This is a genomic window from Escherichia sp. MOD1-EC7011, assembly GCF_002965005.1.
Taxonomy (GTDB): domain Bacteria; phylum Pseudomonadota; class Gammaproteobacteria; order Enterobacterales; family Enterobacteriaceae; genus Escherichia; species Escherichia ruysiae.
Genome location: NZ_PTRD01000029.1, coordinates 52,985 through 79,704 on the forward strand (window position 1 = coordinate 52,985; position 26,720 = coordinate 79,704).

Consider the following 26,720-nt stretch of genomic DNA (forward strand, 5'->3'; position numbering starts at 1 on the left):
TATGCCACTATAACCGTTAATTCCACAGAAGTGGAATCCCGACTGCATATCGCGTAGTGTAGAACGGCCTTTTTTTCGTCAACCGTGAACAACGGCACACCGATTATTCAAGGAATAACAAGAACATCATGCAAAGCGTTACCCCGACATCGCAATACCTGAAGGCGCTCAATGAAGGCAGCCATCAACCCGACGACGTACAAAAAGAGGCCGTCAGTCGGCTGGAGATTATCTACCAGGAATTAATCAACAGCACGCCGCCAGTCGCCAGGGCTAGCGGGTTAATGGCACGGGTCGGTAAGCTGTGGGGTAAGCGCGAAGATACAAGCAACGCGCCGGTGCGTGGCTTATATATGTGGGGCGGTGTAGGGCGCGGAAAAACCTGGCTGATGGATCTTTTCTATCAAAGTTTGCCTGGGGAGCGAAAACAGCGGCTGCATTTTCACCGTTTTATGCTGCGGGTGCATGAAGAATTAACCGCATTGCAAGGGCAGAGCGATCCGCTGGAAATTATTGCTGATCGTTTCAAAGCAGAAACCGATGTGCTCTGTTTTGATGAATTTTTTGTTTCTGATATTACCGACGCCATGCTGCTGGGTGGCCTGATGAAAGCATTGTTTGCTCGTGGCATAACGCTGGTGGCGACGTCAAATATTCCACCGGATGAGCTTTATCGCAATGGCCTGCAACGTGCGCGTTTTCTTCCTGCAATTGATGCCATTAAACAGTATTGTGATGTTATGAACGTGGACGCCGGTGTTGATTATCGGCTGCGTACCCTTACTCAGGCGCATCTGTGGCTGTCGCCGCTTAATGATGAAACGCGTGAGCAGATGGATAAGCTGTGGCTGGCGCTGGCAGGTGCAAAACGAGAACAAGCCCCTACGCTGGAAATCAATCATCGACCGCTGGCGACGATGGGCGTAGAAAACCAGACGCTGGCGGTGTCATTTACCACGCTGTGCGTTGATGCCCGCAGCCAGCATGACTATATTGCGCTCTCACGTCTGTTTCACACGGTGATGTTGTTTGATGTGCCCGTCATGACGCGGTTGATGGAGAGTGAAGCGCGGCGTTTCATTGCGCTGGTGGATGAATTTTACGAGCGCCATGTCAAGCTGGTGGTGAGCGCGGAAGTACCTTTGTATGAGATTTATCAGGGCGAGCGGCTGAAGTTTGAGTTCCAGCGTTGCCTGTCACGTCTGCAAGAGATGCAAAGCGAAGAGTATTTGAAGCGCGAGCATTTGGCGGGTTAAAACCTGTCACAAATCACAAAAAGGGGTCGATCTTTGACCCCGACTTCTCTATAATCTTGCGACCCCACGTTACAAGAAAGTTTTTTTCCCAAAACTTTTTGTGTGCTGGCATAGGCTATTCGAAGGGGTAGGTTTGCCGGACTTTGTCGTGTGAACCTCAACAATTGAAGACGTTTGGGTGTTCACCAACGTGTAACTATTTATTGGGTAAGCTTTTAATGAAAACTTTTACAGCTAAACCAGAAACCGTAAAACGCGACTGGTATGTTGTTGACGCGACCGGTAAAACTCTGGGCCGTCTGGCTTCCGAACTGGCTCTGCGCCTGCGCGGTAAGCATAAAGCGGAATACACTCCGCACGTAGATACTGGTGATTACATCATCGTTCTGAACGCTGACAAAGTTGCTGTAACCGGCAACAAGCGTACTGACAAAGTGTACTATCATCACACCGGTCACATCGGTGGTATCAAACAAGCGACCTTTGAAGAGATGATTGCTCGCCGTCCTGAGCGTGTGATTGAAATCGCGGTTAAAGGCATGTTGCCAAAAGGCCCGTTGGGTCGTGCTATGTTCCGTAAACTGAAAGTTTACGCGGGTAACGAGCACAACCACGCGGCACAGCAACCGCAAGTTCTTGACATCTAATCGGGATTATAGGCAATGGCTGAAAATCAATACTACGGCACTGGTCGCCGCAAAAGTTCTGCAGCTCGCGTTTTCATCAAACCGGGCAACGGCAAAATCGTTATCAACCAACGTTCTCTGGAACAGTACTTCGGTCGTGAAACTGCCCGCATGGTAGTTCGTCAGCCGCTGGAACTGGTCGACATGGTTGAGAAACTGGATCTGTACATCACCGTTAAAGGTGGTGGTATCTCTGGTCAGGCTGGTGCGATCCGTCACGGTATCACCCGCGCTCTGATGGAGTACGACGAGTCCCTGCGTTCTGAACTGCGTAAAGCTGGCTTCGTTACTCGTGACGCTCGTCAGGTTGAACGTAAGAAAGTCGGTCTGCGTAAAGCACGTCGTCGTCCGCAGTTCTCCAAACGTTAATTGCTTTCTGCTCCGGCAGAATACAATTTGCGAAAAAAACCCGCTTCGGCGGGTTTTTTTATGGCTAAAATCTGAATCAGCGTAAAAATGGAAAGGTGCTTTTTGCTACCGCCTGACAGGCAGGTAAAACAAAAACAACATCGCCGATAAGGGATTAAGTCAACCATTTCAGACTAAAGCGCATCTCTTTTTCCCCATTTCTGGTATCGACTTACCACAAAGGTCGCAAAATCTGGTAAACTATCATCCAATTTTCTGCCCAAATGTCGGGTATTGCTCATTTTTTGTTTGATTTTCGAACAAAGAGAGTCGTTCCTTACTGGGTAACATAACTTCTGACTGGCCACCTGGTGGCTGGTAGCAGTAAAAATTCTGACTATACCTGGAGGTTTTCATGGCTGTCGCTGCCAACAAACGTTCGGTAATGACGCTGTTTTCCGGTCCTACTGACATCTATAGCCATCAGGTCCGCATTGTGCTGGCTGAGAAAGGTGTAAGTTTCGAGATCGAACACGTGGAAAAGGACAATCCGCCTCAGGATCTGATTGACCTCAACCCGAATCAGAGCGTTCCGACCCTGGTGGATCGTGAACTGACCCTGTGGGAATCTCGCATCATTATGGAATATCTGGATGAGCGTTTCCCGCATCCGCCACTGATGCCTGTTTACCCGGTAGCTCGCGGTGAAAGCCGTCTGTACATGCACCGTATCGAAAAAGACTGGTACACGCTGATGAACACCATCATCAACGGTTCAGCCTCTGAAGCCGATGCTGCACGTAAGCAACTGCGCGAAGAACTGCTGGCGATTGCGCCGGTTTTCGGTCAGAAGCCGTACTTCCTGAGCGATGAGTTCAGCCTGGTCGATTGCTACCTTGCTCCGCTGCTGTGGCGTCTGCCGCAACTGGGCATCGAGTTTAGCGGCCCGGGTGCGAAAGAGCTGAAAGGCTATATGACCCGCGTCTTTGAGCGTGACTCTTTCCTTGCTTCTTTAACTGAAGCAGAACGTGAAATGCGTCTGGGCCGGAGTTAATCTGTATGGATTTGTCACAGCTAACACCACGTCGTCCCTATCTGCTGCGTGCATTCTATGAGTGGTTGCTGGATAACCAGCTCACGCCGCACCTGGTGGTGGATGTGACGCTCCCTGGCGTGCAGGTTCCTATGGAATATGCACGTGATGGGCAAATCGTACTCAACATTGCGCCGCGTGCGGTTGGCAATCTGGAACTGGCGAATGATGAAGTGCGTTTTAACGCGCGCTTTGGTGGCATTCCGCGTCAGGTTTCAGTACCGCTGGCTGCCGTGCTGGCTATCTACGCCCGCGAAAATGGCGCAGGAACAATGTTCGAGCCTGAAGCTGCCTACGATGAAGATGCCAGTATCATGAATGATGATGAAGCGTCGGCAGATAATGAAACCGTTATGTCGGTCATTGACGGCGATAAGCCCGATCACGATGATGACACACATCCTGACGATGAACCGCCACAGCCTCCACGCGGTGGACGCCCGGCATTGCGGGTTGTGAAATAAATGATAAACAGGCCCATGTGGCCTGTTTTGCTATCTACCTTCTTTTCGCCTGATTTTAATACTGTGTTACGATAACTTCGCTATTATCCGTCAACATATTTTCCCAGAAAGAGCTCTATGAACGCATTTGATCCGCAAGCAGAAGATTCTCCGGCTACTATCGGTCGTAACTTGCGTCGTCGTCCACTGGCGCGCAAAAAACTCTCCGAAATGGTGGAGGAAGAGCTGGAGCAGATGATCCGCCGTCGTGAATTTGGCGAAGGTGAGCAACTGCCATCTGAACGCGAACTTATGGCGTTCTTTAACGTTGGGCGTCCTTCGGTACGTGAAGCGTTGGCGGCGTTAAAGCGCAAAGGTCTGGTACAAATTAATAATGGTGAACGCGCTCGTGTCTCGCGTCCTTCTGCGGACACCATCATCGGCGAGCTTTCCGGCATGGCAAAAGATTTTCTTTCCCATCCTGGCGGGATAGCCCATTTCGAACAGTTACGTCTGTTCTTTGAGTCCAGCCTGGTGCGCTATGCGGCTGAACATGCTACTGATGAACAAATCGATTTGCTGGCAAAAGCTCTGGAAATCAACAGTCAGTCGCTGGATAACAACGCCGCGTTTATTCGTTCAGACGTTGATTTCCACCGTGTGCTGGCAGAGATCCCTGGGAACCCGATCTTTATGGCGATCCACGTTGCTCTGCTCGACTGGCTGATCGCCGCCCGTCCGACAGTCGCCGATCAGGCGCTGCACGAGCATAACAACGTTAGTTATCAGCAGCATATTGCGATCGTTGATGCGATCCGTCGTCACGATCCCGATGAAGCCGATCGCGCATTGCAATCGCACCTTAACAGCGTTTCTGCCACCTGGCACGCCTTCGGTCAAACCACTAACAAAAAAAAATAATGCCACTTTAGTGAAGCAGATCGCATTATAAGCGTTCTGTATGATGTGTTGCTTATTTGATCTGGTATAACAGGTATAAAGGTATATCGTTTTTAACAGGCAAGCATCACTTCAGAGGTATTTATGGCAACAAATTTACGTGGCGTAATGGCCGCACTCCTGACTCCTTTTGACCAACAACAAGCACTGGATAAAGCGAGTCTGCGCCGCCTGGTTCAGTTCAATATTCAGCAGGGCATCGACGGCTTATACGTAGGTGGTTCAACCGGCGAAGCCTTTGTGCAGAGCCTTTCCGAGCGTGAACAGGTACTGGAAATCGTCGCGGAAGAGGCGAAAGGCAAGATTAAATTAATCGCTCACGTAGGTTGCGTCAGCACTGCTGAAAGCCAACAACTTGCGGCATCCGCTAAACGTTATGGCTTTGATGCCGTCTCTGCCGTTACGCCGTTCTACTATCCTTTCAGCTTTGAAGAACACTGCGATCACTATCGGGCAATCATTGATTCAGCGGATGGTTTGCCGATGGTGGTGTACAACATTCCGGCGTTAAGCGGCGTTAAACTGACCCTGGATCAGATCAACACTCTGGTTACGTTGCCGGGTGTCGGGGCGCTGAAACAGACCTCTGGCGATCTCTATCAGATGGAGCAGATCCGTCGTGAACATCCTGATCTGGTGCTCTACAACGGTTACGACGAAATCTTTGCTTCCGGCCTGCTGGCGGGCGCTGATGGTGGTATCGGTAGTACCTACAACATCATGGGCTGGCGTTATCAGGGCATCGTTAAGGCGTTGAAAGAGGGCGATATTCAAACCGCGCAGAAACTGCAAACCGAGTGCAACAAAGTCATTGATTTGCTGATTAAAACAGGCGTATTCCGTGGCCTGAAAACAGTTCTTCACTATATGGATGTGGTGTCCGTTCCGCTGTGCCGCAAACCGTTTGGTCCGGTGGATGAAAAATATCTGCCAGAACTGAAGGCGCTGGCTCAGCAGTTGATGCAAGAGCGCGGGTGAGTTTTTCCCCTCACTCGCCCCTACCGGGTGAGGGGAAATAAACGCATCTGTACCCTACAACTTTCATACCAAAGCGTGTGGGCAACGCCCATCGCGGGAGACTCACAATGAGTACTACAACCCAGAATATCCCGTGGTATCGCCATCTCAACCGCGCACAATGGCGAGCATTTTCCGCTGCCTGGTTGGGATATCTACTTGATGGTTTTGATTTCGTTTTAATTGCCTTGGTACTCACCGAAGTACAAGGTGAATTTGGGCTGACGACGGTGCAGGCGGCAAGTCTGATCTCCGCAGCCTTTATCTCACGCTGGTTCGGCGGCTTGATGCTTGGGGCTATGGGGGATCGTTACGGGCGTCGTCTGGCAATGGTCACCAGTATCGTTCTCTTCTCGGTCGGGACGCTGGCTTGTGGCTTTGCGCCAGGCTACATCACTATGTTTATCGCTCGTCTGGTGATCGGCATGGGGATGGCAGGAGAATACGGTTCCAGCGCCACCTATGTCATTGAAAGCTGGCCAAAACACCTACGTAACAAAGCCAGTGGTTTTCTGATTTCCGGCTTCTCTGTGGGTGCTGTCGTTGCCGCTCAGGTTTACAGCCTGGTGGTTCCGATCTGGGGCTGGCGTGCGCTGTTCTTTATCGGCATCTTACCGATCATCTTTGCTCTCTGGCTGCGTAAAAATATCCCGGAAGCGGAAGACTGGAAAGAGAAACACGGGGGTAAAGCACCGGTACGCACAATGGTGGATATTCTTTACCGTGGTGAACATCGCATCGCCAATATCGTGATGACACTGGCGGCAGCTACTGCGCTGTGGTTCTGCTTTGCCGGCAACCTGCAAAATGCCGCAATCGTCGCTGTTCTTGGGCTGTTATGCGCCGCAATTTTTATCAGCTTTATGGTACAGAGTACGGGCAAACGCTGGCCAACCGGTGTGATGCTGATGGTGGTTGTGTTGTTTGCTTTCCTCTACTCATGGCCGATTCAGGCGCTGCTGCCGACGTATCTGAAAACTGAGCTGGCTTATAACCCACATACGGTCGCCAATGTGTTGTTCTTTAGTGGTTTTGGTGCGGCGGTGGGTTGCTGCGTCGGTGGCTTCCTCGGTGACTGGCTGGGAACGCGCAAAGCCTACGTTTGTAGCCTGTTAGCTTCACAATTGCTGATTATTCCGGTGTTTGCGATTGGCGGCGCAAACGTCTGGGTACTCGGTCTGTTACTGTTCTTCCAGCAAATGCTTGGTCAGGGCATCTCCGGGATCTTACCGAAACTGATCGGCGGTTATTTCGATACCGACCAGCGTGCAGCGGGGCTGGGCTTTACCTACAACGTCGGCGCACTTGGCGGCGCACTGGCTCCAATCCTCGGCGCGTTGATCGCTCAACGTCTGGATCTGGGCACTGCGCTGGGATCGCTATCGTTCAGTCTGACGTTCGTGGTGATCTTGCTGATTGGTCTGGATATGCCATCCCGCGTTCAGCGTTGGCTGCGCCCGGAAGCGTTGCGGACTCATGACGCTATCGACGGCAAACCATTTAGCGGTGCCGTACCGTTTGGCAGCGCCAAAAACGATTTAGTCAAAACCAAAAGTTAATTCTGTAGCCCGGTCTCTGTACCGGGTCTTTCGCTAAGGGAAGATGTATGTCGTTACTTGCACAACTGGATCAAAAAATCGCCGCTAACGGTGGACTGATTGTCTCCTGCCAGCCGGTTCCGGACAGCCCGCTCGATAAACCCGAAATCGTTGCTGCCATGGCATTAGCGGCAGAGCAGGCAGGTGCGGTTGCTATTCGCATAGAAGGTGTGGCAAACCTGAAAGCCACGCGTGCGGTGGTGAGCGTGCCGATTATCGGGATTGTGAAACGCGATCTGGAGGATTCTCCGGTACGTATCACAGCTTATATTGAAGATGTTGATGCACTGGCGCAGGCGGGCGCGGACATTATCGCGATTGACGGCACCGACCGACCGCGTCCGGTGCCTGTTGAAACGCTGCTGGCACGTATTCACCATCACGGTTTACTGGCGATGACCGACTGCTCAACGCCGGAAGACGGCCTGGCATGCCAAAAGCTGGGAGCCGAAATTATTGGCACTACGCTTTCTGGCTATACCACGCCTGTAACGCCAGAAGAACCGGATCTGGCGCTGGTGAAAACGTTGAGCGACGCCGGATGTCGGGTAATTGCCGAAGGACGTTACAACTCGCCAGCGCAGGCGGCGGATGCGATGCGCCACGGCGCATGGGCGGTAACGGTGGGTTCTGCCATTACGCGTCTTGAACACATTTGTCAGTGGTACAACACAGCGATGAAAAAGGCGGTGCTATGACCACACTGGCGATTGATATCGGCGGTACTAAACTTGCCGCCGCGCTGATTGGCGCTGATGGGCAGATCCGCGATCGCCGAGAACTTCCTACGCCTGCCAGCCAGACACCAGAAGCCTTGCGTGAAGCCTTGGCCGCGTTAGTCTCCCCGTTGCAAGCTCATGCGCAGCAGGTTGCCATCGCTTCAACCGGGATCATCCGCGATGGCAGCTTGCTGGCGCTGAATCCGCATAATCTCGGTGGATTGCTACATTTTCCGTTAGTCAAAACTTTGGAACAACTTACCGATTTGCCGACCATTGCCATTAACGATGCGCAGGCCGCAGCGTGGGCGGAGTATCAGGCGCTGGAAGGCGATATAACCGATATGGTGTTTATCACCGTTTCCACTGGTGTTGGCGGCGGTGTAGTGAGCGGCGGCAAACTGCTTACCGGCCCAGGCGGTCTGGCGGGGCACATCGGGCATACGCTTGCCGATCCGCAGGGGCCTGTCTGTGGCTGTGGACGCACAGGTTGCGTGGAAGCGATTGCTTCTGGTCGCGGTATTGCGGCGGCGGCGCAGGGTGAGCTGGCTGGCGCGGATGCGAAAACCATTTTCACGCGCGCCGGACAGGGTGACGAGCAGGCGCAGCAACTGATTCATCGCTCCGCACATGCGCTGGCAAGACTGATTGCCGATGTTAAAGCCACGACTGATTGCCAGTGTGTGGTGCTCGGCGGCAGTGTTGGGCTGGCGGAAGGGTATCTGGCGCTGGTGGAAACGAATCTGGCTAAGGAGCCAGCGGCATTTCATGTTGAGTTACTGGCGGCGCACTACCGCCATGATGCAGGTTTACTTGGGGCTGCGTTGTTGGCTCAGGGAGAAAAATTATGATGATGGGTGAAGTACAGTCGTTACCATCTGCCGGTTTACATCCAGCACTACTGGACGCGTTAACGCTGGCATTAGCTGCCAGGCCGCAGGAAAAAGCGCCGGGTCGTTACGAATTGCAGGGCGACAATATCTTTATGAATGCCATGACGTTTAACACTCAATCGCCCGTTGAGAAAAAAGCCGAATTGCACCAGCAGTACATTGACATCCAGCTGTTATTAAACGGCGAGGAGCGGATTCTGTTTGGTATGGCAGGTACTGCGCGCCAGTGTGAAGAGTTCCACCATGAAGATGATTACCAGCTTTGCAGCGCCATTGAAAACGAGCAAACCATCATCCTGAAACCGGGAATGTTTGCCGTGTTTATGCCGGGAGAACCGCATAAACCGGGATGTGTTGTTGGTGAGCCTGGAGAGATTAAAAAGGTGGTAGTGAAGGTTAAGGCCGAGTTAATGGCTTAAAATTTAGTTCGTTTTAAAGATTCTCCAGACAGTGTCTGGAGAATTCGAAACCGCTGAAATTAACGGCGTCTATAGCCTTCCTCTAACACCGCCTGTGTTCGAACGAGTTCATCCGCGAGTCGTTTTTCATCAGGTAGTTGCATCTTATATTCACTCGCCAGAATGGTGTTAGGCAAACCTGCCAGAGCATAATGTGCTTCTCCGGCTCCTTTCTCTGCACAGAGAACCAGACCGATGGGTGGATTTTCATCCGGTAGTGTCCAGTGCTCTTTGGCATAGTTGAGATACATATTCATCTGTCCGGCATCGCTATAGCTGAATTTGCCCACTTTTAGATCGACGATTAGCAGGCAGCGTAAACGGCGGTGGAAAAACAACAGATCGACCCGAAACCAGTTGTCATCAATGCGTAACCTTCGCTGTCGACCAACAAAGGCAAAATCATCCCCAAGTTCCAGCATGAAATCCATCAGGTGGTTGATCAGAGCCTCCTCAAAATCAGATTCTGAGTATTCATCTTTTAATTCCAGAAATTCGAGCACAAAGGGATCGCGTATCGCCGGTTGCGGCAGAATATGCGTTTCGGCAGGGGCGTGTTGTTGCAGCATGGCTGATTTGTCATGTGATAGTAATGTCCGCTCATAAAACTGGGTCGCAATTTGTCGTTCGAGCTGACGAGCAGACCAGCCACAGCGGAGCGTCTCTTTTTCATAAAAGCTGCGGGTGTCAGCGTTTTTAACAGAAAGCAAACGGACGTAAGTGGACCAGGGTTGGGGGAAGGATTTGGCGAGTTGCGCTAAATGGCAAGATTCTCCAGACACAGTCTGGAGAATTGTGGGGGTGAATTGTGCAGACAGTGTCTGCACAATTTCAATTCGTTGAAAACAAATATAAAAATTCTTAAACTGCCATAAATTCCTGGTGGAGAACCCACGCTTATACCTTAGACTTAAATCCTTTGATAGCCGCTTGATTAACTGCGTACCATACGCGGCCCGTGCCTCACCACCTTGTTCAAATTCGACAATTCGTCGGCCAATTTCCCAGTACGTCGCGGTCATTAACGCGTTAACGCTACGTACTGTTTCTGTCCGGGCGCTATCGACCAGATGAATAATGCCGTCGTGGATTTGCTGGTAGCCTGCTGTGGTTTGAAATGAGAGCGATTCCATTATCTTTCCCTTTATATGGCGCTGTGTTGAATAATGGAATCAGCTATACGCCGGGCATCTGTCGGTAACAATCCAGATATGCGTATTACATTGGTTTTCTTCAGATTATGCGAGGCGCTTTCCAGCAAGAAAGGAGGATTTCAGCGCCGCACTCTTTTCTTAGGAGGCGGCGTTGGGGCAGGGATTAAACTTCCAGCCAGTTCATAATGCCGTCTGCCGCCTTACGACCTTCGGCAATGGCGGTCACCACCAGATCCGAACCACGCACGATGTCACCACCGGCAAAGATTTTCGGATTGCTGGTTTGGAAAGCGTTTTCGTTACCTTCCGGAGCGATAATGCGACCCTGTGAATCCAGCTCAACGCTGTGTTCTGCCAGCCATTCCATGCTGTGCGGGCGGAAACCAAACGCCATGATCACCGCATCTGCCGGAACGATATGTTCGGAACCTGCCACGATCTCCGCGCGGCGACGGCCTTTAGCGTCCGGTTCGCCCATTTCGGTGCGCACCATTTTCACGCCGCTGACTTTACCGTTGCCATTCACTTCAATACCCAGCGGCTGGACGTTGAATTTGAACTCTACGCCTTCTTCCCGCGCGTTTTTCACTTCGCGGCGGGAACCTGGCATGTTCTCTTCATCACGACGATAGGCACAGGTAACGTGCTTAGCACCCTGGCGCACGGAAGTGCGCACGCAGTCCATCGCGGTATCGCCACCGCCAAGTACCACTACGCGTTTACCTTCCATGCTGACGAACGGTTCGTCGCGGGTTTCGCCAAAGCCCATTAACTGTTTGGTGTTGGCGATGAGGAACGGCAGCGCCGCGTACACGCCATCGGCGTCTTCGTTTTCCAGTCCGCCACGCATTGACTGATAAGTGCCGACACCGAGGAACACGGCATCGTAATCTTTCAGTAGATCGTCCAGCGGTACGTCACGGCCCACTTCGGTATTGAGTTTGAATTCAATACCCATGCCGGTGAAGATTTCACGGCGGCGCGTCATTACCTCTTTTTCCAGCTTGAAAGCCGGAATACCGAAGGTCAGCAGGCCGCCGATTTCCGGGTGACGGTCGAAGACGACAGCTTTGACACCGTTGCGTGTCAGCACATCCGCACACGCCAGACCTGCCGGGCCTGCGCCGATAATCGCCACTTTTTTACCCGTCTGCTTCACGCCGGACATATCCGGACGCCAGCCCATTTCGAACGCTTTATCATTGATATAACGCTCAATATTGCCGATGGTCACTGCGCCAAACTCATCGTTCAGGGTACAGGAACCTTCGCACAGACGATCCTGCGGGCAAACGCGTCCACACACTTCCGGCAGGGTATTGGTTTGATGCGACAGTTCTGCCGCTTCAAAAATACGTCCCTCGTTGGCGAGCTTCAGCCAGTTCGGGATGTAGTTGTGTACCGGGCATTTCCACTCGCAGTATGGGTTGCCGCACGACAGGCAGCGGTCAGCCTGCGCTTTGGCCTGGCCTTCGGAAAACGGCTCGTAAATTTCAACAAACTCAATTTTGCGGATCTTCAGCGGTTTCTTTGGCGGATCAACGCGCTGCAGGTCGATAAATTGATAAACATTCTGACTCATTGTTGCTACCCCTTACTGCGCCTGCACGCGCAACTCTGCTGCGCTACGACTACGGTGCCCCAGCAGTGCTTTTACATCACTGGACTTCGGTTTAACCAGCGCAAATTTAGTGGCGAAGATTGACCAGTTCGCCAGAATCTCTTCGCCACGCTGAGAACCGGTATGCTGCACATGCTCAGTGATAAGACCACGCAGATGCTCTTCATGGATCGCCAGAGAGTCAACGTTTAAGACCTCGACCAGTTCCGGGTTAACGCGTTTGCGGAAATCACCACTTTCGTCGAGAACGTAAGCGAAGCCGCCGGTCATGCCCGCACCGAAGTTAACACCGGTTTTACCCAGAATACAGACGATACCACCCGTCATGTATTCACAGCCGTTGTCGCCAATGCCTTCTACCACGGTAATCGCACCGGAGTTACGCACGCCAAAACGTTCACCCGCGCGGCCAGCGGCATACAGACGACCGCCGGTCGCGCCATACAGGCAAGTGTTGCCGATAATGCTCGCCTCGTGGCTGCGGAAGGCCGAGCCAACCGGAGGACGAATGGCGATTAAGCCGCCCGCCATGCCTTTACCGACATAGTCGTTGGCATCGCCCGTCAGATACAGCTCCACGCCGCCCGCGTTCCACACGCCGAAACTCTGGCCTGCGGTGCCGTTGAAGTACGCTTTAATCGGATCGGCAGCCAGCCCCTGATCGCCGTGCGTCTGGGCGATATAACCTGAAAGCGATGCGCCCACGGAACGGTCGGTGTTACGAATATCGAACCAGAAGGTTTTACTCTGACGCTCATCGACAAACGGTTTCGCCTGTTGCAGCAACTGCGCGTTCAGCAGACCGTTATCAAACGGTGGGTTGTTTTCGGTGCAGTAGAGTGCCTTGCCAGGATGCGGCTCGGCAGTTTCCAGCAGCTTCGATAGCGCCAGTTTTTGCTGTTTAGCGGTGAAACCATCCAGCTCTTTTAGCAGGTCGGTGCGACCAATCAGATCCACCAGACGCGTCACGCCCAGCTGTGCCATCAGCTCGCGGGTTTCACGGGCGATAAATTCAAAGTAATTCGTCACCTTGAACGGCAGGCCGTGGTAGTGATTTTTACGCAGTTTTTCGTCCTGAGTTGCCACGCCGGTGGCGCAGTTGTTCAGATGGCAAATACGCAGATATTTACAGCCGAGCGCCACCATTGGGCCAGTGCCGAAACCGAAACTTTCCGCGCCGAGGATGGCTGCTTTGATGATATCGACGCCGGTTTTCAGACCGCCATCAACCTGCAAACGGATCTTATGACGCAAGCCGTTGGCAACCAGCGCCTGTTGGGTTTCAACAAGCCCCAGCTCCCACGGGCAGCCTGCGTATTTCACCGACGAAAGTGGACTTGCTCCAGTGCCGCCGTCATAGCCTGCGATGGTGATCAAGTCCGCATAGGCTTTCGCCACGCCGGTGGCGATAGTGCCAACGCCCGGCTCAGACACCAGCTTCACGGAGATCATCGCTTTCGGGTTAACCTGTTTCAGGTCGAAAATAAGCTGCGCTAAGTCCTCGATAGAGTAGATATCGTGGTGCGGTGGCGGGGAGATCAACGTTACGCCGGGTACGGAATAGCGCAGTTTGGCGATGTAAGGAGTGACTTTATCGCCCGGCAACTGACCGCCTTCGCCCGGCTTCGCGCCCTGAGCGACTTTAATCTGAATCACGTCGGCATTGACCAGATACGCCGGAGTGACGCCGAAGCGACCGGAAGCGACCTGTTTAATGCGCGAGACTTTGTTGGTGCCGTAGCGCGCCGGATCTTCACCCCCTTCACCGGAGTTGGAGTTGCCGCCGATGCTGTTCATCGCTTCTGCCAGTGCCTCGTGGGCTTCCGGGCTTAACGCGCCGATAGACATCGCAGCGGTATCGAAGCGTTTAAACAGTTCGCTTGCCGGTTCAACATCAGCAATGTTGACCGCGTTGTCACCCGGCGTAATTGCCAGCAGATCGCGCAGCGTTGTTGCCGGGCGCTCGTTAACCAGCTTCGCGTATTCCTGATAGTCGCTGTACTCGCCGCTCTGTACCGCCTGCTGCAGCGTGCGCACGACGTCTGGATTGTAGGCGTGGTATTCGCCGCCATGCACATATTTCAGCAGGCCGCCCTGGCTGATGGGCTTACGCGCCAGCCAGGCTCGTTTTGACAGATTCAGCAGATCCTGCTGGAAGTCTTCGAAGCCTGCCCCGCCAATGCGGCTGACCGCGCCCTGGAAGCACAGGCTCACAACATCATCGTGCAGACCGACCGCCTCAAACAGTTTCGAGCAGCGGTAAGAGGCGATGGTGGAGATGCCCATCTTGGACATGATTTTGTACAAGCCTTTGTTGATGCCGTTACGGTAGTTGAGCATCACAGTACGATAATTTTTGGCAATCGCGTGGGTGTCAACCAGGCGACCCAGTGTTTCATAGGCAAGGTACGGATAAATAGCCGTCGCGCCGAAGCCCAGCAACACGGCGAAGTGGTGTGGATCGCGGGCGCTGGCGGTTTCGACGATGATGTTGGCGTCGCAACGCAGGCTTTGATCGACCAGACGGGTCTGGATCGCGCCAACCGCCATCGGGGCTGGAACCGGCAGGCGGTCTTTAGCGATATTCCGGTCGGAAAGCACCAGCAGCACGGTGCCGCTACGCACCATTTTTTCGGCTTTATCGCACAGCTCTTTGACCGTCGCTTCGAGCGTGTTTTTGGTTGCGTCAAAGGTGATATCCAGGGTATCTGCGCGGTAGTGCTCTTCTTTCATCGTCGTGAGCTGTTTGAAATCGGAGTAGAGCAGAATCGGCGATTTAAAGCTTAAACGGTGTGCCTGGCCTTCGGCTTCACAGAAGACGTTCATTTCGCGCCCGATGCTGGTAGCGAGCGACATAACATGCGCTTCACGCAGCGGGTCGATTGGCGGATTAGTGACCTGGGCAAACTGCTGGCGGAAGTAGTCGTAAATAATGCGTGGCTGGCTGGAGAGCACGGCGAATGGGGTGTCGTCGCCCATCGAACCGACAGCTTCCTGACCGTTTTCGCCCAGCACACGGATCACAGAGTCCAGCTCTTCCGCGCTGTAGTTAAACTGTTTCTGGTAGCTGGCAAGCGTGTCGTCGTCCAGTTCACGGCTACCCACTTCTTCATCGGGCAAGTCTTCAAACGGCACCAGGCGGCGAACGTTTTTCTCCATCCACTCTTTATATGGATGGCGGCTTTTCAGGTCATCATCGGTTTCTGCCGAGTGCAAAATACGCCCACTGCGGGTGTCGATCACCATCAGTTCGCCCGGCCCCACGCGGCCTTTTTCAACCACTTCGTCAGGCTGATAATCCCAGATGCCGACTTCAGAGGCGCAGGTGATGAGCTTATCTTTGGTGATGACGTAGCGCGCCGGACGCAGACCGTTACGGTCGAGGTTACAAGCAGCGAAGCGACCGTCTGACATCACGATGCCCGCCGGGCCATCCCACGGCTCCATATGCATGGAGTTAAAATCGAAGAACGCGCGCAGTTCCGGATCCATATCCGGGTTGTTCTGCCAGGCTGGTGGAACTAACAGACGCATGGCGCGGATGATATCCATCCCGCCTGCCAGCAGCAGTTCCAGCATGTTATCCATTGAACTGGAGTCAGAGCCGGTTTCGTTGACGAAGGGTGCGGCGTCGTGCAAATCCGGGATCAGCGGCGTCTGGAATTTATAAGTACGGGCGCGCGCCCACTGACGGTTACCGGTGATAGTGTTGATTTCGCCGTTGTGCGCCAGATAGCGGAACGGCTGCGCCAGCGGCCAGCGTGGCACGGTGTTGGTGGAGAAGCGTTGATGGAACAGGCAGATAGCAGATTCCAGACGCAGATCCGCAAGATCCAGGTAAAAGCGCGGCAAATCCGCCGGCATACACAGACCTTTATAGATGTTGACCAGATTCGACAGGCTACAGACGTAGAAGTCTTTATCGGCTTCGAGACGTTTTTCGATGCGGCGACGGGCGATAAACAGACGGCGCTCCATATCGCGCGGACGCCAGCCTGCCGGGGCGTTCACAAAAATTTGCTCAATGCGCGGCAGCGAGGAGAGGGCGATTTCACCCAGTACACCTTCGTTGGTAGGGACATCACGCCAGCCGACAATCGACAAGGTTTCGCGTTGTAGCTCTTCTTCAACGACGCGGCGTGCGGCGGCGGCGAGTTCAGGATCTTTATTCAGGAAGATCATCCCGACGGCGTAGTTTTTCGCTAAACGCCAGCCGCGTTCCTGCGCAACGATGCGAAAAAAGCGATCCGGTTTTTGTAACAGCAGGCCGCAACCGTCACCGGTTTTACCATCAGCGAGAATCGCGCCACGGTGCTGCATACGGGCCAGTGCGTGTATTGCAGTACGCACTACCTTGTGGCTAGGTTCGCCTTCTATGTGGGCGATCAGGCCGAAACCACAGTTATCCCTCTCAAGGGATTTATCGTACAACATATCGTGAACCTCCCCCAGGCTCTGCGGGAACCCCACTACCGAACCGCTGCGCACGGGCACAGAAAGAGCATGGCGACGGGGTTTGCGTTTCATACGCTTACCTCGCATTCGCCCCCTTTGTTGTCCTTTTCGCATCAGTTAATACGGTGAAGAGGGGAACTCAATTACTGCATAAATATGATGAGCAGGCTGCTCATCCAGAAAGCTTCCAGCGGATTTCCAACTTATCGGGAAAGCTGATACAGGTCAAATGGCAAGCTTATTGGTCTGGAAATGTGCTTTAGCGCAAAAATCTTTGTTAAGATATTGAAATTAAACTAAATTTGTTATTCTTAATTAATGGAAAGAGAAAAAGGAAAACGTTGAGTGCCTGACTACTTTAGCGGCGTGTTAACCCTTATCCTGCCTTGAATTGACGTTTGAAGCAGTGTTTTATACTGTCTTAAGAGGAAAAGACATTTCATGCTACTGTTTTTGTTTAAAATCCATTAGCGGATAAAAAAATCCGACGCAAGATAAGCAAAAGTAATTTATGTGCTATTGCATTAAATTTCAGTAATTGTGATTTATTATGCAGTTGGTATAAGCAGGCCGGGACGATTGATCCAGGTCATCGCCGAATTGAGCTAAAAATGGCAGGCTTTGGCCTCTTTTCAAGGCGCGGTCTATCAGATTATGCAGTTACAGAAATTAGTCAATATGTTTGGTGGGGATCTTACCCGTCGTTACGGGCAAAAGGTGCATAAACTGACGCTGCATGGCGGTTTTAGCTGCCCGAATCGTGACGGAACCATCGGACGCGGCGGATGCACATTCTGTAATGTTGCTTCGTTTGCCGACGAAGCGCAGCAACACCGCCCCATTGCTGAACAGCTGGCGCATCAGGCGAATCTGGTTAACCGTGCGAAACGCTATCTGGCCTACTTTCAGGCTTATACCAGCACCTTTGCGGAAGTTCAGGTGCTGCGTTCCATGTATCAACAGGCGGTGAGCCAGGCCAATATTGTCGGTTTGTGTGTTGGTACGCGCCCGGACTGCGTGCCGGATGCGGTGTTGGATCTGCTTTGTGAATATAAAGACCAGGGCTACGAAGTGTGGCTGGAGCTGGGGTTGCAAACCGCGCACGACAAAACACTGCATCGCATCAATCGCGGACATGATTTTGCCTGCTATCAGCGCACGACCCAGCTGGCGCGTCAGCGTGGGCTTAAGGTGTGTTCTCACTTAATTGTCGGCCTGCCTGGCGAAGGGCAAGCGGAATGTTTGCAAACACTGGAGAGAGTGGTTGAAACCGGCGTGGACGGCATCAAGCTTCATCCCCTGCATATCGTGAAAGGCAGCATTATGGCGAAAGCCTGGGAAGCGGGACGTTTGAACGGTATTGAACTGGACGATTACACGCTGACGGCGGGAGAGATGATTCGCCATACGCCACCGGAAGTTATCTACCACCGCATTTCCGCCAGCGCCCGTCGCCCGACGTTACTTGCTCCGCTGTGGTGTGAGAATCGCTGGACGGGTATGGTCGAGCTGGATCGCTATCTGAATGAACATGGCGTACAGGGATCGGCGCTGGGACGTCCGTGGCTACCTCCAACGGCGTAGGCCATTGAGGGGAATTCCGCATTTCTCACACAATTTATAACGTAACTGTCAGAATTGGGTATTATTGGGGCAGGTTGTCGTGAAGGAATTCCCTAATGAAGCAAATTCGTCTGCTGGCGCAGTATTATGTTGACCTGATGATGAAGTTAGGTCTGGTGCGCTTCTCAATGTTGCTGGCGCTGGCCCTTGTCGTTCTCGCCATTGTGGTGCAAATGGCGGTGACCATGGTGCTGCATGGTCAGGTCGAAAGTATTGATGTTATTCGTTCTATCTTCTTTGGTCTGCTGATTACGCCGTGGGCGGTCTACTTTCTTTCGGTGGTCGTCGAGCAACTGGAGGAGTCACGACAACGTCTGTCACGGCTGGTGCAAAAACTGGAGGAGATGCGCGAGCGCGATCTGAGCCTCAACGTTCAGTTAAAAGACAATATTACCCAGCTTAATCAGGAAATCGCCGTTCGTGAAAAAGCTGAAGCTGAATTGCAGGAAACCTTCGGTCAGCTGAAAATTGAAATCAAAGAGCGTGAAGAGACACAAATTCAGCTCGAACAGCAATCCTCTTTTTTACGTTCCTTCCTTGACGCCTCTCCAGATCTGGTTTTTTACCGTAACGAAGATAAAGAGTTTTCCGGCTGTAACCGTGCAATGGAATTGCTAACCGGGAAGAGCGAAAAACAACTGGTTCACCTGAAACCTGCTGATGTTTACTCGCCGGAAGCCGCCGCGAAAGTTATTGAAACCGATGAGAAAGTGTTTCGTCATAATGTGTCACTGACTTATGAACAGTGGCTGGATTATCCGGACGGACGCAAAGCCTGCTTTGAAATCCGTAAAGTGCCGTACTACGACCGCGTGGGTAAACGGCATGGTTTGATGGGCTTTGGTCGCGACATTACCGAGCGTAAGCGGTATCAGGATGCGCTCGAACGCGCCAGCCGCGACAAAACGACGTTTATTTCCACCATCAGTCACGAATTGCGTACACCTCTGAACGGTATCGTTGGCTTAAGCCGCATTCTGCTGGATACCGAACTTACTGCCGAGCAGGAAAAATATCTCAAAACCATCCATGTTTCCGCCGTCACTTTGGGGAATATTTTTAACGATATTATCGACATGGATAAGATGGAGCGCCGCAAGGTTCAGCTTGATAATCAGCCGGTTGATTTCACCAGCTTCCTTGCCGATCTGGAAAATCTTTCCGCATTGCAGGCGCAACAAAAAGGGCTGCGCTTTAATCTGGAACCGACGCTACCATTACCGCATCAGGTCATTACCGACGGTACGCGTTTACGGCAGATCCTGTGGAATCTCATCAGTAACGCCGTCAAATTTACCCAGCAAGGTCAGGTTACCGTGCGCGTGCGCTACGATGAAGGCGACATGCTGCATTTTGAAGTGGAAGACTCAGGCATCGGCATTCCGCAGGATGAGCTGGATAAAATTTTTGCCATGTATTACCAGGTGAAAGACAGTCACGGCGGTAAACCTGCCACCGGCACCGGCATTGGTCTGGCCGTTTCTCGTCGGCTGGCGAAAAATATGGGCGGCGATATTACTGTTACCAGCGAACAGGGCAAAGGTTCAACCTTTAGGTTGACGATCCACGCACCGTCGGTGGCAGAAGAGGTCGATGATGCGTTTGATGAAGACGATATGCCTTTACCGGCACTAAATGTGCTGCTGGTGGAAGACATTGAACTGAACGTTATTGTCGCGCGTTCTGTACTGGAAAAATTAGGTAACAGCGTTGATGTAGCAATGACCGGCAAGGCGGCGCTGGAGATGTTTAAGCCGGGCGAATACGACCTGGTATTGCTGGATATTCAGTTGCCAGATATGACCGGGTTGGATATCTCTCGTGAACTGACGAAGCGTTATCCGCGCGAAGATTTACCGCCGCTGGTGGCTTTAACTGCCAATGTGCTGAAAGATAAACAAGAGTACCTCAATGCTGGAATGGATGATGTGCTGAGTAAGCCGCTTTCCGTACCGGCGCTAACCGCGATGATCAAGAAATTCTGGGATACCCAAGATGATGAGGAGAGCACGGTGACGACAGAAGAGAACAGCAAATCTGAAGCATTACTCGATATTCCCATGCTGGAACAGTATCTCGAACTTGTAGGACCGAAGCTGATTACCGACGGGTTAGCGGTGTTTGAGAAGATGATGCCGGGCTATGTCAGCGTGCTGGAGTCGAATCTGACGGCGCAGGATAAAAAAGGCATTGTCGAGGAAGGGCATAAAATTAAAGGCGCGGCGGGTTCAGTGGGGTTACGCCATCTGCAACAGCTGGGTCAGCAAATTCAGTCTCCCGACCTTCCTGCGTGGGAAGATAACGTAGGTGAATGGATTGAAGAGATGAAAGAAGAGTGGCGTCACGACGTAGATGTGCTGAAAGCGTGGGTGGCAAAAGCCACTAAAAAATGACCCCGGCTAGACCGGGGTGCGCGAATACTGCGCCAACACCAGGGAAATCTTGGCTGCGCGTAAATTATTATGATGAGTTACAAGGGCACAGCACTGTTTTTCAGGCCGCACGCAGTTAAGATAGCAAATCTTAAATGATTTGTTACATGAATCAGTTAAATGTGTGATGCGTAGCATTTTTATTAAAAAGATTAATGTGTTTCAGTCAGTTGCGAAAGGATGATCACAATGAAGAAAATTGGCGTAGTTCTGAGCGGGTGCGGCGTTTATGACGGTTCCGAAATTCATGAAGCTGTGTTGACGTTACTGGCGATATCGCGTAGCGGCGCGCAGGCGGTCTGCTTTGCACCGGATAAGCAGCAGGTTGACGTTATCAACCATTTAACCGGCGAGGCGATGACGGAATCGCGCAATGTGCTGATTGAAGCCGCGCGTATTGCGCGTGGTGAGATCCGTCCTCTGGCTCAGGCCGATGCTGCCGAACTGGATGCGTTGATTGTGCCTGGTGGCTTTGGTGCGGCGAAGAATTTAAGCAATTTTGCCAGCCTTGGCAGTGAATGCACTGTTGATCGTGAATTAAAGGCGCTGGCGCAAGCGATGCATCAGGCCGGTAAACCGCTTGGTTTTATGTGTATTGCCCCTGCGATGCTGCCGAAAATTTTCGATTTCCCACTGCGTTTGACCATCGGTACTGATATCGATACCGCAGAAGTGCTGGAAGAGATGGGCGCAGAGCATGTACCGTGTCCGGTCGATGATATCGTGGTTGATGAAGACAATAAGATTGTCACTACACCGGCTTATATGTTGGCACAGAACATTGCGGAAGCGGCGAACGGCATTGATAAGCTGGTTTCCCGCGTGCTGGTTCTGGCTGAATGAGTAAAAGCCGCTTAACGGCGTTCGGTTTCGTTCGTCGTTTTCTTCTGCGGTTAGTGGTTGTCCTCGCCGTTTTATGGGGCGGGGGCATCGCGTTGTTTAGCATAGCGCCTGTCCCGTTCTCAGCGGTGATGGTCGAGCGACAGGTCAGTGCCTGGCTGCATGGCAATTTTCGTTACGTGGAGCATTCTGACTGGGTCAGTATGGATCAAATCTCGCCGTGGATGGGGTTGGCAGTGATTGCCGCAGAAGATCAGAAATTCCCTGAGCACTGGGGCTTTGATGTCGCTTCCATTGAGAAAGCCCTGGCGCACAACGAGCGCAATGAAAATCGTATTCGCGGCGCATCAACGATTTCTCAGCAGACAGCCAAAAATCTCTTTTTATGGGATGGGCGTAGCTGGATACGTAAAGGGCTGGAAGCAGGTCTGACATTGGGGATAGAAACGGTCTGGAGCAAAAAGCGTATCCTGACGGTTTACCTGAATATCGCCGAATTTGGCGATGGTGTGTTTGGTGTTGAAGCCGCAGCGCAACGCTATTTCCACAAAACCGCGAGCAAACTCACTCAGTCGGAGGCTGCCTTACTGGCAGCGGTACTTCCGAACCCACTACGCTTTAAAGCTTCCGCACCGTCAGGCTACGTGCGTAGCCGTCAGGCGTGGATTTTACGGCAGATGCATCAGTTGGGCGGTGAGTCGTTTATGCGACAACACCAGCTGGATTAAGCTTCGCGCGAGGTGAGGGTGAGTTTCTTGTTCTCACTGAGTTGTGCGCCTTTCTTCAGGGCGACCGATAACGCGGGTTGAGCGATAAAACGTTGCCACAAACGCTCTTGCTTACGTAGACAACACCACTTCGACCAGGTCGCCAGCGGAATCCACGTGCTTTCACCAATGTTGTCACAGACGACGGGAATGATTTCTGACTCGCTGATGCGGTGGCAAAGAATATTCTGCGGCTTCAGCGACATCGTCACGATGCGGTTATCCTGCAAATAACGTTTCAGCTGCTTCAGTAACTGACGCAACTGAGCAACATCTTCTTCGTAACGGCATTGTCCAGCAAATTCGGTCAATGTAATAGACGGCTTGCCATCAAAATCGGCAATGACATCGTAGACATAACCGGTTCCACAATCCGTCTCAACCGTACCGTGATAGCGTGGAATACCGCTCCAGTCTTTCAAACGACGACCAAGGTGCGCATAGTACTTTAACTCACGGCGGATCTCTTTATCACCACCGTCGCCACGGTGGTAGACAATCTTGATACAGCGTTGGGCATCTTCCGGATGCGCATAACATTTCCGATGTCTTCCGGTGCCCAGGGGACTTTGTTCAGATAAGCGAATCATGCCATCTCCTGGAAATATTTTCTGACAATCTCCAGTATGAGGACTTAACTTAAACAAAACCTAAACAGGACTTTTTAAGGTTTTCTTAAGGTTTTGTTCGTACAGAAAAGAGCACAAAATGTACAAGTCGCGAAAAATGAGGACATTTTCCGCTTGTACTTTTTTCACCCCTACGGGCTGAAGGTGTATATCTGGGGGGAATTAAGCGTCAGGGTTATGAAGATTAATCTTCATCGAAACCAGAGTTAAAGAGGGCGATAACGGCGGCCAGTGCTTCCACTTCCTGTGGACCGGTCGCTTCGACTTCAATCTGCCGTCCTTTGGCTGAGTCCAGCATCAGCAGCGCAATAACGCTGTTGGCTTCAGCCTCGGTGCCTTCGTCATTACGTAACAGCACTTCAGCGTCAAAACCCTGCATTAATTCAAAGAGTTTCATGGCAGGCCGGGCATGCATGCCCAGCTTGTTTGTGATTTCAACAGTTTGCTTGACGGTCATGGTTTACGTTTTTCCAGCGTACGATGGCGTGACTGGACGTTTTTACCGCGCGAGCGGAAGTAGTCTGCCAGTTGCTCTGCAATATACACCGAACGGTGCTTCCCGCCGGTACAACCAATGGCGACCGTCAGGTAGCTACGGTTGTTGGTTTCCAGCATAGGTAACCATAGCTCAAGGTAGCTTCGCGTCTGGTAGATAAAATTGTGTACTTCTGTGTGGCGGTCGAGGAACGCGGCGACAGGTTTATCAAGACCTGTCATTGGACGCAGTTTCGGATCCCAGTGCGGGTTCGGCAGGAAGCGCACATCAAAGACGTAATCTGCATCAATAGGAATGCCGTGTTTGAAGCCGAAGGACTCAAAGACCATCGTCAGTTCACGCTCGCGTTTTCCCAGCAAACGGGTACGCAACATTTCTGCCAGTTCATGAACGGACATTTCTGAGGTATCGACAATCAAATCTGCCCGCGAACGCAGTGGCTCCAGCAGATCGCTTTCTTTGTCGATAGCACTTTCCAGCGACAGGTTCTTGCTGGAGAGCGGATGCAGACGGCGCGTATCGCTGTAACGACGAATCAGGGTGTTACGATCAGCATCCAGGAACAGCAGTTGCGGTGAGAAAGCATCAGGCAGGTTACTCATCGCCTGTTCGAATATTTCTGGTGACTCCGGCATATTACGAACATCAATGCTGACGGCGGCAGAAATCTCGCGATCGGCGAGCGTGCGAGCCAGATCGGGTAACAGCACTACGGGAAGGTTATCCACGCAGTAAAAACCCATATCTTCCAGCGCACGCAGGGCGACAGATTTACCTGAGCCTGAACGTCCGCTGACGATCATCAGTACCATGTACTGTTTCTCCTCACAACGTCTAAAAGAGACATTACAGAATAACTACGCTTCATCCGGAGTACCTTCGGTATCCGTAATGATTTGATACAGCTCTTCATCACTCTGGGCTGCACGTAAACGGCGGCAGATGGTTTTGTCCGCCAGACGTTTCGCCACCAGCGAAAGAGTATGCAGGTGCGTTTTAGTTTGGTCAGCCGGCACCAGCAGGGCAAAAAGTAAATCCACCGGTTGGTTGTCGATGGCATCGAAAGCTATAGGCGTTTCGAGCTGAACGAAAACACCAACGGCACGCAGAGTATCTTCTTCCAGTTTGCCATGCGGAATGGCAATGCCATTACCGATACCGGTACTGCCCATCTTTTCCCGCGTCAGAATAGCTTCAAAAACCACCTGAGGCGGCAGGCTGAGTTGTTTCGCAGCCAGTTCGCTGATAATTTCCAGTGCACGTTTTTTGCTCTGACAGTGGACGCGGCTTCGCGTACATTCCCTGTTAAGAACACTGCTAAGCTGTAGAGTTGTATCATTATTTGTCATAATTTCACCTAAGAACCTGACCACTCAAATCGTGGGACAGGTTCGGAGCATTAACTGTACAAATGGCCCGTTGTGTCGCACAACAGGCCGCCATGCACTTGCTAATTGCCCGGACAATTAGTGTTGTTTCAATTTATCTTTATGCTTGGTCAACTGGCGTGCCAGCTTATCAATTAAGCCATCAATGGCAGCATACATGTCCTGACCTTCCGCGCTGGCATGAATTTCGCCACCGTTTACATGCAGTGTTGCATCTGAGGTATGGGTGACTTTCTCCACTTTCAGAACAACATAGACCTGGTTGATTCGGTCAAAATATTGCTCAAGTTTGGCAAATTTTGATGTGACAAATTCGCGCAGGGCCTCGGTGATCTCGACGTTATTTCCGGTAATGTTGAGCTGCATAGTGTCTTCCTTATCGGTTGGGTCAAACTAGCTGTTTACGCTGGTTTGACGGCGGAATGGATAAAGACTCTCGGTATTTCGCAACAGTGCGGCGTGCCACCATGATACCTTGTTCCGACAGCAAAGAGGTTAACTTGCTGTCGCTCAACGGTTTCGCTGGGTTTTCCGCCGCGATTAATTTCTTCACCAGTGCACGAATCGCCGTGGAAGAGGCTTCGCCACCCCCTTCGGTATTGACGTGACTGGAAAAGAAATACTTCAGTTCAAAAATGCCTCGTGGACTATGCAGGTACTTTTGCGTGGTCACGCGAGATATCGTCGATTCATGCATCTCGACGGCCTGGGCGATATCAGCCAGCACCATCGGTTTCATATATTCTTCGCCTTGCTCAAAGAAGGCTTGCTGTTGTTCAACAATACAGCGACTGACGCGCAGCAGCGTATCGTTACGGCTTTCCAGGCTCTTAATCAACCATTTAGCATCCTGCAGATTGCTGCGGATAAACTGACTGTCGCCATCGTTACGTGCGTTATTGCACATTGAGGCGTAATGCTGGTTGATTTGCAGACGTGGAATACTGTCGCTGTTCAGTTCAACCGTCCACTGGCCGTTATGCTTACGCACCAGCACATCAGGGATGACATATTCCGGTTCACCGGTCTGGATCGACTGGCCAGGACGTGGATCGAGTGACTGGATCAGATTGACGGCTTCTTTCAGCACATCTTCTTTCAGACGCGTGACGCGCATTAATGAGCGAAAGTCGTGATTGGCCAGCAGATCGAGATGATCGCTAATGATCAGTCGAGCTTCTTCCAGCCACGGCGTGGTTTTATCGAATTGGGAAAGTTGGATCAGCAGACAGTCACGCAGATCTTTCGCCGCCACACCGACCGGATCAAAACGCTGGATGCGTTTCAGGACTGCTTCAACTTCATCGATGTCGATTTCTTCATCGCCCATACTTTCGAGAATATCTTCCAGCGGGACGGTCAGATAACCGGTGTCATCAACGGCATCGACGATGGAGGTGGCGATAGCGCGATCGGTGTCAGAAAACGGTGTCAGCTCGACCTGCCACATCAGATAATCCTGCAAGGTCTGCGTCGTTTCGCCCTGATAGACCGGCAGCTCGTCGTCGATGTAGTCACCGCTGGTGCCTGATGGCGTACCGGCGGTGTAGATGGTATCCCAACTGGCATCGAGCGGCAGCTCTTCCGGCATCTCTTTTTGTTCGAGCGCGTCAGCGGTATCCAGCGTTTCGCTGTCTGGCGTTTCGTGAGTGTCGATTTCATCATGAGTGTCGATTTGCTCAAGCAATGGATTACTTTCCAGCGCCTGCTGTAGCTCCTGCTGAAGTTCCAGCGTGGACAACTGCAACAGACGAATCGCCTGTTGTAGCTGAGGCGTCATTGCCAGTTGTTGGCTAAGCCTGAGTTGCAAACCTTGCTTCATGTTCAGAATCGTACTCTCCTGC

At 52.1% G+C, this 26,720-nt stretch carries 24 protein-coding genes; 15 read left to right on the forward strand and 9 right to left on the reverse strand.

The annotated features are described in order from the left end of the window. The first annotated feature begins 128 nt into the window (after positions 1-128). The 11 genes from zapE (at position 129) to nanQ (ending at position 9,432) form a co-directional block, all read left to right on the forward strand. The gene (gene zapE / locus A7098_RS15455) at positions 129-1,256 is read left to right on the forward strand and encodes a cell division protein ZapE (RefSeq protein ID WP_001192359.1); all 1,128 of its coding nucleotides are present in this window, start codon (positions 129-131) and stop codon (positions 1,254-1,256) included. A 218-nt stretch (positions 1,257-1,474) separates the two neighbouring features. After that, on the forward strand, positions 1,475-1,903 hold the full coding sequence (gene rplM / locus A7098_RS15460; RefSeq protein ID WP_001517180.1) for a 50S ribosomal protein L13: 429 nt from the start codon (positions 1,475-1,477) through the stop codon (positions 1,901-1,903). A 15-nt stretch (positions 1,904-1,918) separates the two neighbouring features. Beyond that, complete coding sequence (rpsI, locus tag A7098_RS15465) at positions 1,919-2,311, forward strand: 30S ribosomal protein S9 (RefSeq protein WP_000829818.1); 393 nt, start codon at positions 1,919-1,921, stop codon at positions 2,309-2,311. 394 nt (positions 2,312-2,705) lie between these two features. Continuing rightward, positions 2,706-3,344, forward strand: a complete 639-nt coding sequence (gene sspA, locus A7098_RS15475; protein WP_000257293.1) for a stringent starvation protein SspA — start codon at positions 2,706-2,708, stop codon at positions 3,342-3,344. Positions 3,345-3,349: 5 nt separating this feature from the next. Continuing rightward, on the forward strand, positions 3,350-3,847 hold the full coding sequence (sspB, locus tag A7098_RS15480; protein ID WP_032226563.1) for a ClpXP protease specificity-enhancing factor: 498 nt from the start codon (positions 3,350-3,352) through the stop codon (positions 3,845-3,847). A gap of 117 nt (positions 3,848-3,964) precedes the next feature. Next, positions 3,965-4,747: a transcriptional regulator NanR gene (nanR, locus tag A7098_RS15485; protein WP_000990910.1), complete on the forward strand. Its 783-nt coding sequence runs from the start codon at positions 3,965-3,967 to the stop codon at positions 4,745-4,747. Between the two features lie 123 nt (positions 4,748-4,870). Further along, positions 4,871-5,764, forward strand: a complete 894-nt coding sequence (gene nanA, locus A7098_RS15490; RefSeq protein WP_000224714.1) for an N-acetylneuraminate lyase — start codon at positions 4,871-4,873, stop codon at positions 5,762-5,764. Positions 5,765-5,871: 107 nt separating this feature from the next. Beyond that, the gene (nanT, locus tag A7098_RS15495) at positions 5,872-7,362 is read left to right on the forward strand and encodes a sialic acid transporter NanT (protein ID WP_000108483.1); all 1,491 of its coding nucleotides are present in this window, start codon (positions 5,872-5,874) and stop codon (positions 7,360-7,362) included. 47 nt (positions 7,363-7,409) lie between these two features. Then, a complete protein-coding gene (locus A7098_RS15500) occupies positions 7,410-8,099 on the forward strand; it encodes an N-acetylmannosamine-6-phosphate 2-epimerase (protein WP_000054234.1) in 690 nt (229 codons plus the stop codon). Continuing rightward, entirely contained in the window at positions 8,096-8,971 is an 876-nt protein-coding gene (nanK, locus tag A7098_RS15505) for an N-acetylmannosamine kinase (RefSeq protein WP_000209043.1), read from the forward strand. Before A7098_RS15500 ends, nanK begins: the two co-directional genes overlap by 4 nt. Next, on the forward strand, positions 8,968-9,432 hold the full coding sequence (gene nanQ / locus A7098_RS15510) for an N-acetylneuraminate anomerase (protein WP_105281049.1): 465 nt from the start codon (positions 8,968-8,970) through the stop codon (positions 9,430-9,432). Before nanK ends, nanQ begins: the two co-directional genes overlap by 4 nt. Before the next feature lie 59 nt (positions 9,433-9,491). Here nanQ and A7098_RS15515 read toward each other — a convergent pair whose 3' ends face one another. The 3 genes from A7098_RS15515 to gltB form a co-directional block, all read right to left on the reverse strand. Continuing rightward, complete coding sequence (locus A7098_RS15515) at positions 9,492-10,604, reverse strand: PDDEXK nuclease domain-containing protein (RefSeq protein ID WP_105281050.1); 1,113 nt, start codon at positions 10,602-10,604, stop codon at positions 9,492-9,494. Positions 10,605-10,788: 184 nt separating this feature from the next. After that, entirely contained in the window at positions 10,789-12,207 is a 1,419-nt protein-coding gene (gene gltD / locus A7098_RS15520) for a glutamate synthase subunit GltD (protein WP_105281051.1), read from the reverse strand. 12 nt (positions 12,208-12,219) lie between these two features. Further along, on the reverse strand, positions 12,220-16,680 hold the full coding sequence (gene gltB / locus A7098_RS15525) for a glutamate synthase large subunit (protein WP_105281052.1): 4,461 nt from the start codon (positions 16,678-16,680) through the stop codon (positions 12,220-12,222). Positions 16,681-17,355: 675 nt separating this feature from the next. Between gltB and A7098_RS15535 the strand changes: the two genes are divergently transcribed. The 4 genes from A7098_RS15535 to mtgA all read left to right on the forward strand — a co-directional run bounded on the left by A7098_RS15535 (position 17,356) and on the right by mtgA (position 22,324). After that, positions 17,356-18,285: a TIGR01212 family radical SAM protein gene (locus tag A7098_RS15535; protein ID WP_105281062.1), complete on the forward strand. Its 930-nt coding sequence runs from the start codon at positions 17,356-17,358 to the stop codon at positions 18,283-18,285. Between the two features lie 95 nt (positions 18,286-18,380). After that, positions 18,381-20,717 (forward strand): aerobic respiration two-component sensor histidine kinase ArcB, encoded by a 2,337-nt coding sequence (arcB, locus tag A7098_RS15540; protein ID WP_105281053.1) that lies wholly within the window; start codon positions 18,381-18,383, stop codon positions 20,715-20,717. Between the two features lie 228 nt (positions 20,718-20,945). Continuing rightward, positions 20,946-21,599, forward strand: a complete 654-nt coding sequence (elbB, locus tag A7098_RS15545) for an isoprenoid biosynthesis glyoxalase ElbB (RefSeq protein ID WP_105281054.1) — start codon at positions 20,946-20,948, stop codon at positions 21,597-21,599. Further along, a complete protein-coding gene (gene mtgA / locus A7098_RS15550) occupies positions 21,596-22,324 on the forward strand; it encodes a monofunctional biosynthetic peptidoglycan transglycosylase (protein WP_105281055.1) in 729 nt (242 codons plus the stop codon). The genes elbB and mtgA overlap by 4 nt, the downstream gene beginning before the upstream one ends. Here the strand turns inward: mtgA and yrbL are convergent. The 6 genes from yrbL to rpoN form a co-directional block, all read right to left on the reverse strand. Next, positions 22,321-22,953, reverse strand: coding sequence for a PhoP regulatory network protein YrbL (gene yrbL, locus A7098_RS15555; RefSeq protein WP_000620414.1), 633 nt, complete (start codon positions 22,951-22,953; stop codon positions 22,321-22,323). The two genes, mtgA and yrbL, sit on opposite strands and share 4 nt — an antisense overlap. A gap of 223 nt (positions 22,954-23,176) precedes the next feature. Beyond that, complete coding sequence (gene npr / locus A7098_RS15560; protein WP_000216792.1) at positions 23,177-23,449, reverse strand: PTS phosphocarrier protein NPr; 273 nt, start codon at positions 23,447-23,449, stop codon at positions 23,177-23,179. Then, positions 23,446-24,300 (reverse strand): RNase adapter RapZ, encoded by an 855-nt coding sequence (gene rapZ / locus A7098_RS15565; RefSeq protein ID WP_000243741.1) that lies wholly within the window; start codon positions 24,298-24,300, stop codon positions 23,446-23,448. The genes npr and rapZ overlap by 4 nt, the downstream gene beginning before the upstream one ends. Before the next feature lie 45 nt (positions 24,301-24,345). Continuing rightward, positions 24,346-24,837, reverse strand: a complete 492-nt coding sequence (gene ptsN / locus A7098_RS15570; RefSeq protein WP_000183676.1) for a PTS IIA-like nitrogen regulatory protein PtsN — start codon at positions 24,835-24,837, stop codon at positions 24,346-24,348. 117 nt (positions 24,838-24,954) lie between these two features. Beyond that, positions 24,955-25,242, reverse strand: coding sequence for a ribosome hibernation promoting factor (gene hpf / locus A7098_RS15575; protein ID WP_001176602.1), 288 nt, complete (start codon positions 25,240-25,242; stop codon positions 24,955-24,957). 22 nt (positions 25,243-25,264) lie between these two features. Next, entirely contained in the window at positions 25,265-26,698 is a 1,434-nt protein-coding gene (gene rpoN, locus A7098_RS15580; RefSeq protein ID WP_105281056.1) for an RNA polymerase factor sigma-54, read from the reverse strand. Positions 26,699-26,720 lie beyond the last annotated feature (22 nt).